This is a genomic window from Glutamicibacter sp. BW80 (assembly GCF_002332385.1).
Taxonomy (GTDB): Bacteria; Actinomycetota; Actinomycetes; order Actinomycetales; family Micrococcaceae; genus Glutamicibacter.
In genome coordinates, this window is sequence record NZ_NRGV01000001.1 from 221,086 (window position 1) to 233,949 (window position 12,864).

The 12,864-nt window shown below is 60.5% G+C and carries 14 protein-coding genes; 12 read left to right on the forward strand and 2 right to left on the reverse strand.

Annotation, left to right across the window (positions count from 1 at the left end; all coding sequences use genetic code 11):
• Window positions 1–62: 62 nt before the first annotated feature.
• The 8 genes from CIK76_RS01015 (at window position 63) to CIK76_RS01050 (ending at window position 5,999) form a co-directional block, all read left to right on the forward strand.
• Window positions 63–761, forward strand: a complete 699-nt coding sequence (locus tag CIK76_RS01015) for a dienelactone hydrolase family protein (protein WP_096282934.1) — start codon at window positions 63–65, stop codon at window positions 759–761.
• A 77-nt stretch (window positions 762–838) separates the two neighbouring features.
• Complete coding sequence (locus CIK76_RS01020; protein WP_096282935.1) at window positions 839–1,270, forward strand: universal stress protein; 432 nt, start codon at window positions 839–841, stop codon at window positions 1,268–1,270.
• A gap of 95 nt (window positions 1,271–1,365) precedes the next feature.
• Window positions 1,366–2,085 carry a LysR family transcriptional regulator substrate-binding protein gene (locus CIK76_RS01025; protein ID WP_141393423.1) on the forward strand — a complete coding sequence of 240 codons (720 nt, stop codon included), beginning with the start codon at window positions 1,366–1,368 and terminating at the stop codon, window positions 2,083–2,085.
• A gap of 42 nt (window positions 2,086–2,127) precedes the next feature.
• Window positions 2,128–2,916, forward strand: a complete 789-nt coding sequence (locus CIK76_RS01030; protein WP_096282937.1) for an enoyl-CoA hydratase-related protein — start codon at window positions 2,128–2,130, stop codon at window positions 2,914–2,916.
• A 2-nt stretch (window positions 2,917–2,918) separates the two neighbouring features.
• The gene (locus CIK76_RS01035) at window positions 2,919–3,593 is read left to right on the forward strand and encodes an alpha/beta hydrolase (protein ID WP_096282938.1); all 675 of its coding nucleotides are present in this window, start codon (window positions 2,919–2,921) and stop codon (window positions 3,591–3,593) included.
• Window positions 3,590–4,495, forward strand: coding sequence for a carbohydrate kinase (locus CIK76_RS01040; RefSeq protein WP_308727238.1), 906 nt, complete (start codon window positions 3,590–3,592; stop codon window positions 4,493–4,495). Before CIK76_RS01035 ends, CIK76_RS01040 begins: the two co-directional genes overlap by 4 nt.
• Complete coding sequence (locus CIK76_RS01045) at window positions 4,492–5,286, forward strand: HAD family hydrolase (protein WP_096282940.1); 795 nt, start codon at window positions 4,492–4,494, stop codon at window positions 5,284–5,286. The genes CIK76_RS01040 and CIK76_RS01045 overlap by 4 nt, the downstream gene beginning before the upstream one ends.
• A complete protein-coding gene (locus CIK76_RS01050) occupies window positions 5,283–5,999 on the forward strand; it encodes a glycerophosphodiester phosphodiesterase family protein (protein ID WP_096282941.1) in 717 nt (238 codons plus the stop codon). Before CIK76_RS01045 ends, CIK76_RS01050 begins: the two co-directional genes overlap by 4 nt.
• Here CIK76_RS01050 and CIK76_RS01055 read toward each other — a convergent pair.
• Entirely contained in the window at window positions 5,996–7,174 is a 1,179-nt protein-coding gene (locus CIK76_RS01055; RefSeq protein ID WP_096282942.1) for a mandelate racemase/muconate lactonizing enzyme family protein, read from the reverse strand. The two genes, CIK76_RS01050 and CIK76_RS01055, sit on opposite strands and share 4 nt — an antisense overlap.
• 303 nt (window positions 7,175–7,477) lie before the next feature.
• On the opposite strand from CIK76_RS01055, the gene CIK76_RS01060 reads away from it, so the two are divergent.
• The 4 genes from CIK76_RS01060 to CIK76_RS01075 all read left to right on the forward strand — a co-directional run bounded on the left by CIK76_RS01060 (window position 7,478) and on the right by CIK76_RS01075 (window position 11,716).
• Window positions 7,478–8,404, forward strand: coding sequence for a sugar ABC transporter permease (locus CIK76_RS01060; protein WP_096282943.1), 927 nt, complete (start codon window positions 7,478–7,480; stop codon window positions 8,402–8,404).
• On the forward strand, window positions 8,397–9,371 hold the full coding sequence (locus tag CIK76_RS01065) for a carbohydrate ABC transporter permease (RefSeq protein ID WP_096282944.1): 975 nt from the start codon (window positions 8,397–8,399) through the stop codon (window positions 9,369–9,371). The genes CIK76_RS01060 and CIK76_RS01065 overlap by 8 nt, the downstream gene beginning before the upstream one ends.
• 72 nt (window positions 9,372–9,443) lie before the next feature.
• Complete coding sequence (locus CIK76_RS01070; protein WP_096282945.1) at window positions 9,444–10,799, forward strand: Gfo/Idh/MocA family oxidoreductase; 1,356 nt, start codon at window positions 9,444–9,446, stop codon at window positions 10,797–10,799.
• 8 nt (window positions 10,800–10,807) lie between these two features.
• Complete coding sequence (locus CIK76_RS01075) at window positions 10,808–11,716, forward strand: NAD(P)-dependent oxidoreductase (RefSeq protein WP_096282946.1); 909 nt, start codon at window positions 10,808–10,810, stop codon at window positions 11,714–11,716.
• A gap of 36 nt (window positions 11,717–11,752) precedes the next feature.
• Here CIK76_RS01075 and CIK76_RS01080 read toward each other — a convergent pair whose 3' ends face one another.
• Window positions 11,753–12,847 carry a M24 family metallopeptidase gene (locus tag CIK76_RS01080; RefSeq protein ID WP_096282947.1) on the reverse strand — a complete coding sequence of 365 codons (1,095 nt, stop codon included), beginning with the start codon at window positions 12,845–12,847 and terminating at the stop codon, window positions 11,753–11,755.
• Between the last annotated feature and the right edge of the window lie 17 nt (window positions 12,848–12,864).

Sequence of the window (12,864 nt, forward strand, 5' to 3'; positions counted from 1 at the left end):
CAGTCAATGCCAAAGCGCACCGCCATGCATAGACTGGAGATAAATACAGCTCAGGAGGCGAAGTGGCAGTCAAAACCCCGCACCAGAACGTAACCTTCGAATCGTCCGGAACGCAGGCGCACGGCTATCTTGCGCTTCCCGAGTCCGGTAAAGGCCCCGGCGTCATCGTGATCCATGAATGGTGGGGGCTCACCGACCATATTCGCGATATCGCAGACCGGCTCGCCGACCAGGGCTTTGTCGCCTTGGCTCCGGATCTCTACGGCGGCTCGATCACCCATGATGGTGACGAGGCCGGCAGGATGATGTCCGAACTGCCCGAGGAAAAGGGCGCAGAGCTCCTCTCTGGTGCGGTGGACTACCTGCTCGCCAGCGACCATGTCACCAGCGGCAAGCTGGGAGCCATTGGATTCTGCATGGGTGGCGGTTTCGTCTTGCAGCTGGCCGCTCAGCAGGGCGAAAAGATCGGCGCTGCGGTTCCGTTCTACGGTGTCGGCCAGGGTGTGCCCAATGAATTCAGCGGCGTGCGCGCGGCAATCCAGGGTCACTACGCGAACTTCGACGACTCCTATCCGGCCGCCGAGGCCAAGGCCCAGGAGGAACGGATCCGCCGTGAATCCGGTGCCGAGGTGCAGTACTTCTACTACGACGCCAAGCACGCATTCCACAACGACGAGAACCCGGCGGGCAATTACGACGCCCAGCTCGCGGACCTCGCCTGGCAGCGCGCCGTGGACTTTTTGCGACAAAAAGCCAACTAAGCACATAAAGTGGTAGGCATCACAGTTGGTGTATGCCTCGAATACTTCCGAAGCAATCCAAAACTCAAGGAGAAATAATGTCTGAAACCATCCTCGTAGGTGTTGACGGTTCCGAAACCGCTCAGCGTGCAGCTCGCCGGGCCGCCGAACTTGCCGTGAAGCTCGACGCCGATCTGGTGGTGCTCACCGCTCACGCCTCGGACAACACGGAGGTCGTCTCCATCGGCAGCGACACCTGGATCCTCGACGACGCCGAGCAGGCTCGCAAGCTGGCCCAGCGTGTGGCAAATGACGTGCGCAACGCGGTGCCAGGCGTGAAGATCAGCGCCGCTGCCGGCCACGGCAAGCCAGGCGACGTCCTGATCGCCGATGCAACCGACCGCGGCGCATCGATGATCGTCGTCGGCAACGTGGGCATGAAGGGTCTGGGCCGCGTGCTCGGCTCGGTCGCCTCCTCGGTAGCCCACTCGGCACCATGCGACGTGCTTGTGGTCAAGACCGACAAGTAAGCGAAGCTTGAACTGCGGCGGGCACGGATCTTTCCCGGCCCGCCGCAGTGCTTTAACCGCACCGCACCCCAGCAAAAGACCAGTAGGCTTTAACCGTGCAAAAACTTCGAGTTTCCTACGTAGCAGGCGTCACCCCGGGCAAGTGGATGGATCGCTTCACCGAACGCTACCCGCAGGTCGAATTCCAGGCTTCGCGTTATGACGGCGAGGACATCCTCGGCCTGCTGGCAACCGATCAGGCCGATGCCGTCTTCGTGCGCTACGTCGGGGATTCGCCGAAGGACGCCACGCGGCATCTCATTCCGCTCTACGAAGAGCTCGAGGTCGTCTGCGCGGCCAAAGACCACGACGTCGAGTACCACGAGGAAACCATCGACGAGCAGGAAGTGGCGAAATTCCCGCAGCTTGACCTGTCCGAGTACCCGGAAGAAGCCGGCGGGATCCCGATCGCGATGGAAGTTGTCGCCTCCGGCGCGCAGGTGCTGCGCGTTCCGCAGAGCATCGCCCGGCTGTACCAGCGCAAAGACGTGGTCTATCGCCTCATCGAGGGCGGAGCGAGAACGCAAATCGGGATCGCCTGGCCCACCGGACTGGCCGACACCGAACTGGTCGACGAATTCATCGGCATCGTCCGCGGACGCAGCGCAAACTCCTCCCGCCAGGCCTCGGTGCGCAGCACCCAGCAAGAAGCCAAAGCGGTTAATGACAAGCTGCGTGCGGTGGCCAAGGAAAAGGCGAAGCTGCGCGCAAAGCAGGAAAAACAAACTAAGGCCAAAGCGCGCTCGGGCGGTGCTAAGTCCCGCAAGCGCCGATAATAACCTAGTCAGCCACGCTAGAGACATGAGAGAGTAGGCCATATGGAGCAACTCGATACCCTCAGTCTGAGCACCCAGGGCAGCGCCCTGATTATCACCATCAACCGGCCTGCCTCGATGAACGCACTGGCCCTGGAGGTCGTTGCAGACCTCGAGCGGGCCGTCGACTACCTTGAAGCCAGCGGGTTCAAGCACCGCGGAGTGGTCATCACCGGCGCGGGAGAGAAAGCCTTTGTGGCCGGGGCAAATATCGTGCAGATGAATACGATGGACGCGACTGCGGCCGAGGCCTATGGCCGACGCATGCACCAGGTCACCGAGCGGCTCGAATCGCTGCAGTTGCCGGTGATCGCCGCGGTCAATGGATTCGCCCTGGGTGGCGGGTGTGAACTGGCCTTGGCCTGCGACTTCATCTACGCCTCGCAAAAGGCAAGCTTCGGACAGCCGGAGGTCACCCTCGGCCTGGTGCCCGGCTTCGGTGGATCGGTACGCCTGCCACGCCGCGTGGGCAATGCGATGGCCCGCGAATTGATCTTCACCGGCCGCCGGATCAAGGCCGATGAGGCACTGCGCATCGGCCTGGCTAACCGCTTGGTAGCCCCGGAAGAACTGCTGACCGAAGCCGTCGCGACCATCGAAGAGATGGCCAAGGTTTCCCCGACCGCCGTGGCGAACGCCAAGCGCGCCATGGTCAAAATGGACTCGGTCAACGTCCATGACGCTCTCGAGCTGGAGGCCCAGAGCTTCCACGAGGCCTTTAACACCGCCGATTCCGTAGAGGGCCGGGCGGCCTTCGTTGAGAAACGCGCCGCGAACTTCCCCGGAAACTAGCCATGCACTACGGGGCGCATCAGGACCAATGGCTGCGCTTCTACGCGCCGCAGGAGGCCACCGCGCTCGGTGCGGTGATGATCATCCACGGCGGATATTGGCGCGAAAAGTACACCGCGCAGCTCGGTGAACCGCTGGCCTTGGATCTGGCAGCACGCGGTTTCCCCACCTACAACCTCGAATACCGGCGCGGGCCGGGCAGCGCGGCAAAAATGCTGGCCGATGCCCGGCTTGCGCTGGCATTGATCAAGGAGGAAGGCCCGATCACCCTGATCGGGCATTCCGCCGGCGGGCACCTCGCCTGCCTGCTCGCCGCCCATGAGGAGCGGGTCAGCCAGGTGATTTCGCAGGCCGGCCTGCTCGATCTGCAGCTTGCCCGGACGCTGCGGCTGAGCAACGACGCGGTCAACGAAATGCTCGGCGACTGTGATCTGTCCACGCTGAACCCCGTGGAATTATGGCCGACGGGGGCGCGTGTCGTAATCTTTCATGGACGGGCCGATGCGGATGTCCCGGTGAAAATTGCCCGGCGCGCGGCCGATCATGCGGCGGCACTCGGCCAACAACACTCCTTGCGGATTTTTGATGGCGACCATTTCACTTGGATCGATCCGTCCAGCCATCAGTGGGAGGCGTGCGTCAAGGCGCTGTACCCGCTGCACTACAAAGGAGCATGATGAACCCGACGGTCATAGGCGAGGCGCTGGTCGACGTATTGGCCTCCGGAATTGCCCCGGCGCAAGAATTTGTGGGCGGAAGCCCGCTGAACGTTGCCGTCTCACTGGCCCGCCTAGGCTACCCGGGCACCCTGATCACCCGCTGGGGGCAGGACGAAAAGGGCGCAAAAATCGAACGCTTCCTGGCGGAGAACGAGGTCAAGTACCTCGGTGGCGCGGACGACGAGCCGACGGTGATCGCCCACGGAATCCTGGACCCCGCCGGCGGCGCGACCTTCGCATTTAACGCCTTCTGGCAGATGCCCACCATCGGCCCCGAACTGGCCCAGGACTCCGAGCTGGTGCACACCGGATCCATTGCCACGCTCTTCAGCCCCGACGAGCTGCTCCCCTTGCTGGCAGCCGCCCGGAGCCACGCCACCATCAGCTATGACCCGAACCTGCGCCCCTCGCTGGTGACCAACCACGCCCAAACTGTTGCCGAGGTGGAGCAATTCGTGGGCCAGGCGGATGTCGTTCGGGTTTCGGGGATCGACCTGAAATGGCTCTACCCGATGCGTACGGTGCACGAGTCGGCCCGCGCCTGGTTGGCTATGGGTCCGGCGATCGTCGTGGCAACCGCCGGGTCGCGCGGCTCCTGGGGAGTGGTGCGCGCGGGCGAATCGGAACACACCGCACAGGCCGTCGAGGTCACGGACACCGTGGGCGCCGGGGACACCTTCACCGCCGCCCTGCTGTGCTGGCTGGCCGAACATGGGCTGATCGGCGCGTCGAACCGTGAAAGGCTGGCCCGGCTTGCGGTGGATCAGCTCAACCAGGCCCTGGATTTTGCCGCCCGCGCGGCGTCGGTCACCGTGGGACGCGCCGGCGCGAACCCGCCGAGCCGCGAGGAGCTTTCATGATCAAGCTGATCGCCTCGGATCTCGACGGGACCATCGTGGCGCGCGATGGCAGCATCAGCGACCGCACCCGTCGCGCCTTCTTGGACGCCCGCGAGGCCGGAATTCATATCGTCTTCGTCACCGGCCGGCCGTTCCGCTGGCTCACCCCCATCATCGAGGCCTTCGGCGGGATGGGGACGGTGATCTGTTCCAATGGGGCCGTGCTCTATGACCTAGAGCAAGACCGCGTGATCTGGTCCCGCACGCTCAGCTCGGCCACCGCCAGAATGGCGGCCGAAATTATTCTGAAGCATGAACCGGACGCCGCCTTTGCGGCCGAGACCACTCGCGGATTGCACCTGGGCGAAAATTTTGCCGAACGCCACCGGACCCTTGGCAGCCAGTCGGTATTGGATCTAGACTCGGAAGCCATCGACCAGGAAGGCATCGTGAAGTTTTTGGCCCGCTCCAAAACGCTGCCCATCGATGAGTTCTACGCTGCCGTCGCCCCGGAACTGGAAAAGCTTCTTTCGGTCACTCACTCCGCATTCGATGTTTCGCTGCTGGAAATGGCCCACGTCGACATCCACAAGGCCACCACTCTCGATGTGTACTGCCGCGAGCTGGGCATTACCGCCGATGAAGTCATGGCCTTTGGGGATATGCCCAACGACCTCGAGATGCTCGAATACGCAGGCCACGGTTATGCGATGGCCTCGGGCCACCCGCTGGCCTTGGCCACCGCGCAGCACACCGCGGATACCCTCGAGGCAGACGGAGTCGCGCAGGTCATCGAGGATCTGCTGAAATGACCTACGCTTTCACGCACCGCGGCGTCCGGCGAGACGGCGAAGAGAATACGCTGATCGCCTTCCAGCGCGCGTGGGACCTGGGCATTACGCACTTGGAAACGGATGTGCGAGCCTCCAAGGACGGCACCGTTTACGCCTTCCACGACCAGAACCTGGACCGGGTGACGGATGCGACCGGGCCGCTGGGCGAGCGCACCGACGAAGAACTTGCTTCGGTGCGTGCAGGCGGGCAGCCGTTGTGCACGCTCGCCGAATTATTGCGCAATTTTCCCGATGCGTTGGTGAATATCGACGTCAAGGACGAGGCGGTGATCGCGCCGCTTGCCCTTTTGATCGAAGAGCTGGGCTGCCACCGGCAGATCGCCTTGGCCTCATTTGATAGCTCGCGCAGTGCCGCGGTGCAGCATCTCATTGCTACGGAAATGAAACGTTCCCCCGGTATTCGTGAGACGGCGTTGATCTGGTTGTGCGCCATGGTTCTGGGCCGCGTGCCTAAACGGCTGATTAAGGACTTCTGGGCCGTGCAGGTGCCCCTCAAACAAGGATTTCTGCCGGTGGTTACCTCGCGTTTTATCCGTGCGGTCCACGGCGCGCGGGTGCAGGTTCATGTGTGGGTCATCAATGATGAGCCGAGCATGCGAATGCTGATCGAGAAGAACGTGGATGCAATTATTAGCGACGAGGCCGAACTGCTGGTCAAAGTGCTCGGTTAGTTCAGCAACACGCGTTTGACCAGATACTTCTCCAGAACCTGCGCATCTGGTTCGAAGCCCAGGCCGGGGGCGTGCGGCAGCTGGATCGCTCCGTCCCCATTCATGGCTGATTGATGCGGAGCGTGCAGCGGGTGCAAGGTATGCGCCCATCTCACAAACGGAATCTCCAACTCTGGAAGCGGGGTCCCGTTGGTGAGAACCTGGGGTGGATCGAGCGCCAGAATTTGAGCGCTCGCAAGTAGCGCAGGCCCGTAATAGAAGTTGTGCGGCACCACCGGAACGCCGAGCCGCTTGCCCGCCTGGCGGATCTCAAGCATTCCCGAGATGCCACCGATTTTGCCGACGCTCGGTTGCGCAAAGCTGAGCGCACTGGACTCCATGGCTGAGATGAGCCCGGCAACTCCCGAGTGGTTCTCCCCGGCGGAAATGTTCGCGAAACGGGCGTTGAGCTCACGAAGCGCCGTCGTGGAATCGGGAGGAAAGACGGGTTCCTCAACCCAGAGCAGATCGAGTGCTTCAAACTGTGCGATGGCCTGCGCGGCACCGTCCTGATCCCAAGCGCAGTTGACGTCGACCATGAGCGCCGAGCTGCCAATGCTCTGGCGGGCTGCTGCGATGGCCTCGCGGCTGGATTCATGCAGTTTGAAGGCCGTAAATCCCAGGCTTTGCGCCTGCTTCACGTGGGATGAAACTTCATCCGGATCTTCGGCGTAATGCACCAGGGAGGCGTAGGCGCGGATCTGGTCTCGCGCGCCGGGCTCAATGTATTCACGCAAGGTCGCTCCGGCTTGTTGTGCCTCGAGGTCCCACAACGCGATGTCCATAGCCGAGAGCGCGTAATGCACCGGTCCGGTCCGCCCAAAGGCATGAAATGCATACTCGGCCGCGGGTATGGAATTGGCGATCCCGGTTTCTCTGCCGATAAAAAATGGGCCGACGATCTCTTGCAGCGCCGCCCATGTGGCGGGGTTCGATTTGTGGCCAAAGGCTTCACCCCATCCGGTAAGCCCGTTTTTGGTACTGACCTTGACCATCAGGGATTCCATGTGTGTGAAATTTCGCGACGATGCATTGAACGTATCGATTGATTCCACATCGGAATCTTCGAGTTCTTGGCGCCCGGCCTCGAAAGGCATGGAAATCAGAAGCAGTTCAATAGACTGAATGTAATCCATTAAGTTCTCGTTGACTTGAGTCAATGCATCAATCTTTCATTTTCTCTGGGGGATTTTCCGGCTTGGCAAGGTGCGGGGCATGAGCCTTTGGTGAATTGTGGAACCGTTCACTGAATTGCTGCGCTCAATGTGGTTGACCTCACGTTGGTTTTTAGTTTAGCGTGGGGGAATACGCTTTGGAAAGCGCATTCCTAACTATTAGTTATTCAGCTTCTCTAGGAAGCATCAAACCGAGGAGTCAGCCATGTTGGTCCACACTCGCCAGGGGTCCCAACGCACCCCTTCGAACGAGGGCGTTGGTCAATGAGTGCCATTGCTGAATTATCAAGACTTAGCAAGACCAAAGGCCGCAAGGCTCCCGCCAAAGACAACAAGGCCGGCCACCTCTTCTTGCTGCCGTGGACTATCGGGCTGTTCCTGATCACGCTGGGCCCGATGGCAATGTCCCTGTACTTGTCATTTACGGACTACAACCTCTTGCAGGCCCCGGAATTCGTCGGCATGGACAACATCGAACGGATGTTCAGCGACGAGCGGCTGCACAATTCGCTGCGCGTGACGTTTACCTATGTACTGGTCGGCGTTCCGCTCCAGCTCGGCGTCGCGCTCGGCGTCGCCATGCTGTTGGATCGCGGAATGCGCGGGTTGTCCTTCTACCGCTCGATCTTCTACCTGCCCTCGATGCTCGGCTCATCCGTAGCCATCGCGGTGCTATGGAAGCAGATCTTTGGAACTACCGGGCTGGTTAACCAGCTCCTGGGACTCGTGGGCATCGAAGGCATGGGCTGGATCTCCGATCCGAGCACGTCACTGAGCAGCCTCATTCTGCTCAACGTGTGGACCTTCGGCTCGCCGATGGTGATCTTCCTGGCGGGTCTGCGCCAGATCCCTGCGATGTACTACGAAGCCGCTTCGATCGACGGGGCCACCAAATGGCGCCAATTTGTCAGCATCACTCTTCCGATGCTGAGCCCGATCATTTTCTTCAACCTCGTACTGCAGGTGATTGGAGCCTTCCAGAACTTCACTCAGGCATTCATCGTCTCCAATGGTTCTGGCGGACCGGCGGATTCAACAATGTTCTTTACCTTGTACCTCTACCAGCAGGGCTTCAAGCAGTTTGACATGGGCTACGCCTCGGCGATGGCTTGGCTATTGGTCCTGATCGTCGGTGGTTTCACAGCACTGAACTTCTTCGTTTCTAAGTATTGGGTGTTCTACGATGACTAATCAGACTTCAACTTCGCGCGAGGAACTAGACGCGAATAAATTGACGGCACTTGACGAAGAAGCGCTGTTTGGGGGTCGGCCTCCCGTGGGCGGAACCGATTCCAAGGGGAAAAAAGTCAAGGGCCACCGCCCCAGCGCACGAACCCGCGCACGTGCGATCATCAAGCACACCATTTTGATTCTGGCCGCGCTGATCATGATATACCCGCTGCTCTGGATGATTGCCAGTTCCTTCAGGCCAAACGATCTGATCTTCCGCGAAGCCGGTCTGGTGATCTCGAGCGTGGAATGGGAGAACTATCCCAACGGTTGGAGCGCACTGTCGGAACCATTCAGCAAATACCTGATGAACTCGGCCATCGTCGTGCTCGGTTGCATCCTAGGAAATCTGGTTTCTTGTTCGATGGCGGCCTATGCCTTCGCCCGCCTGGAGTTTAAGTTCAAGAAGATCATGTTCGTGCTCATGCTGATGACCATCATGCTTCCCATTCACGTCATCATCGTTCCCCAGTACATCATGTTCTCGCAGATCGGTTGGGTCAACACCTTCTGGCCTATCATCGTTCCGAAACTACTAGCCACGGACGCATTTTTCATCTTCTTGATGATTCAGTTCATCCGTGGCATTCCCAAGGACATGGATGAAGCCGCGCGCATCGATGGCGCGGGCCACCCACGCATCTTCTTGCAGGTCATCTTGCCATTGATGGTGCCGGCACTGGCTACCACCGCGATCTTCACCTTCATCTGGACCTGGAGCGACTTCTTCACCTCGCTGATCTACCTGACAAATCCAAGTAACTACACGGTTCAGGTGGCGTTGAATGCCTTCATCGACTCGACCGGCGAATCGAACTGGGGAGCGTTGTTCGCAATGTCGATCATTACTCTCGTGCCCGTTTTCTTGGCCTTCCTCTTCGGCCAGAAGTTCCTGATCAAGGGCATCGCCACTACCGGCATCAAATAACCACAAGGGGTGGGCTCGGCTGAAACGTTCGAGCCCATCCGCTGGTCAACGATTTCTTAAGGACCCACCCAGATGACTGCACCTACCCGTACCCGGTACGTACTAATCGGCACCGGAAACCGTTGCGAAATGTACCTCACCGCGATCCTGGGTGAGCACAGCGACGTCGCCGAGCTCGTGGCACTATCCGATCCAAACCCCGGGCGGATCGAGTACTACCAAGACGTTGTGGAACAGACGTTCGGGCAGCGCCTGGATGCCTTTGATCCGGCGCAACTGGCCGACTATGTTGCCGAGCACGAGATTAACCGGGTGATCATCACCAGTCCGGACTACACCCACGCAGACCTCGTTTGCGCCGCGCTCCGTGCCGGTGCTGATGTGATTGTTGAAAAGCCGCTGACCATCGACGCTGCAAGCACCACGTGTATCGCGGCGGCGGTTGCGGAAACCGGCCGAGAAGTCATCGTCACCTTCAACTACCGCTACTCACCGCGCAATACCGCGTTGAAGAAGGCCATCGATGACGGATTAATCGGCGAGGTAACCTCCATCGACTTCAGTTGGGTGCTCGACACCGTGCATGGTGCGGACTATTTCCGCCGCTGGCACCGGATCAAGGAGAACTCCGGCGGTCTGCTGGTGCATAAATCAAGTCACCATTTCGACCTTGTGAACTGGTGGCTGTCCGATACCCCGCAACGGGTCTTTGCGGCCGGAGGGTTGAAATTCTACGGCCCGGATAATGCCGCACGGCGCGGGCAGCAGGCCAGTGAACGTGGAACCCACGAACACAGCGAGGCAGATCCCTTCGACCTGGATCTACGCAGCGACCGTCGCCTGGAGAAGCTGTACTTGGATAGCGAACATCATGACGGATACCGCCGCGACCAAGGAGTATTCGCAGGCGAGATCGAGATTGAGGATAATCTGGCGTTGACGGTGGAGTACGAAGGCGGCCCGGTGCTGTCCTACTCTCTGAATGCGCACAGCCCCTGGGAGGGGTACCGGGTGGCAGTCAACGGCACCGCAGGACGCCTGGAATTGGATGTGGTCGAGCGAGCAGCGGTGCTTCCTGCCGCAGGGGGAAATCCCGTGGATCCGTCCTTCTCGGACGACGGACAGAATACCGCGGTGCGCTCCAAGGGGGAGAAGCTTGTCCTCCAGCGCCACTGGGGGCCGGCCGAGGAACTGGAAATCATCAACGGGGAAGGTTCGCACGGCGGCGGGGATGCACTGCTGCTGGAGGAACTCTTCCGCGGCACCACAGTCGACAGGTATTCACGGCAGGCCGGATTCCTCGATGGAGCGCGAGCTATCGCCGTGGGAATCTGCGGCAACCAATCCCTGGAATCTGGTCAAGCGGTAGCCGTAGAACAAGCCGGACTTGGTGTAAATTTAGCCCTCGTGGAACGGGTTCAGGTGTAATCGGAAAAATGAGCGAGAAAGTTATTATCACTGGCGGATCAGGCCGTCTAGGTCGTGCTGTCGTAGCCGGATTTGCCCACGCGGGGCACCATGTTGTGTCCTTGGACCGAACCCTTCCCGAGGATCCTCTGGACGGTGTCGACTACCGAAGCGTGGACCTCTTGGATGCCGCAGCCACTTGTGCATTGTTCAAGGAAGCCACCCCGCAGGCGGTAGTCTCCCTAGCGGCCATGGCGGTGCCCTTTATGGCGCCGGAGGAAGTGCTGCTGCGCACCAACGCAACGATCGCTCACAACGTCACCTCAGCCGCCGTGGAATCCGGGGCAACCCGCGTGGTCCTGGCTTCCAGCCCATCGATCATGGGCTACGGATCCCCGGGCGGCTGGAAGCCTGGCAAGCTGCCGCTGGACGAGACCGAAACCCCGCGCCCGTGGCACGCGTACGGCCTTTCCAAATACGTTGCCGAACAGATCGGGGCAATGTTCGCCGCAAAGATGGGCCCAGCAAGCACGGTCAAGTTCGCCTCCTTCCGGCCTTGCTATGTCATTGCCGAAGAGGAATGGGCTGGTGCCATAACGCAGCAGGGGCACACCGTGGCCGAACGCTTGGCCGATCCTAAACTGTCGGCTCCGGCGTTGTTCAACTACGTGGACGCCCGGGATGTCACGGATTTTCTGCTCTTGCTGCTGGAACGCTTTGACCGAGTGGAGAATGGTTCGGTCTTCTTTGTGGGGGCCAAGGACGCCATGGCTACCTCCCCATTGTCGGAGCTCATCCCGGAAATCTATCCAGAGCTGGCGGAGCTGGCGGCCAACCTGACCGGGGATTCTCCGGCTTTCAGTATCGAGAAGGCTCGAAGCGTCATCGGCTGGGAGCCAAAGCGCAGCTGGAGAACCGAATTGAAACAACTGGTCTAACCGGTCCTGCGGGAGCCCACCTCTCGCTCTGCGGTTTCAGCGCGCCAACACTGCGGGGCGATCCAAATTGCCTACCCGAATCACCGGCCACCGGGGATCGACGCTGAGTACCTCCACGGTTGGCTTACCGCCATGCTCGATGAGCAGGACGGTATCCTCAACTTTAAAGGTCATGGCGTCCTGTACCGCACTGGGATTCCACGCGAAAGCCTGATTCGCGCGGATGAGGTCGGTAGCATCTGGGGTCAGGCGAGGATCTCTGCCGTTGTAACCGGCAATCCCACCTTGATGATGGTTCTGCCATTCTTGGGGATCGAACCCATGCAGAGGATACGCGGCCTGAACGACGGGGAGCATCGATCTTAGTTCGGTGCCCGGTTGCAAGGATCTGAAAATCTCGTGCTCCACCTGAAGAATCGCGTGCTCTGCTTCCAGCTCTCCTGGCAACGGGTCGCCAAAACGGACCCACCGGGTGACATTGGCGATCAATCCACCGCGGCGAACGCAGAGTACCGCCATGGCTTTGCGCCCAAGCAGGGCCTTTGTGGGCAGGGGGTGGCGGAATGCCGAGCGAGAATCCCCGCAGACCAATGCCACGAGCACTTCGCCGCCGAGGCTGATTGCTGCGGCACTGAGCCTGGCAGCAATATCCCGTTCGGAGTCTTCGGGGCTCGCCTCACCGAGCACTTGCGTGAAAATCCCGGCGACAGCCACACAGAGACCTCGGTACCTGCTGACCTCGGCGTCGCTTAGAACGGTACGCAAGCCTCGCAGCTGCACCTCCACTCGGGCCTCGGACAAGACCTCCAGTCCACGCACCTCTGGGCACCATGCCGCATAGTCGTCGAGGGACTCGTACCAGTCCAGAATGTGCAACCGGGCCTCGGGGACTTTGCGCAGTTCTTCGGCAAGCAAGCGGTCCGCTTCGCTCAGCGGCGTGGCGATCTCACAACCTTCGCGGTGCACCAACACACGCAGTGCCGGAGGACCCGCCAGCGAAACATGGGTTCGAGCGCCGGCTAGGTACCACGACAGGGTCCCCGCGGTGGACAGCAAGATAGCGTCCGCGCCCAGCTCGTCGAGCAGATCCACCAACTGGGCATGCTTGAGGTTATATTCATTGAGGGGCATACTTCTCCTGCCGAGAT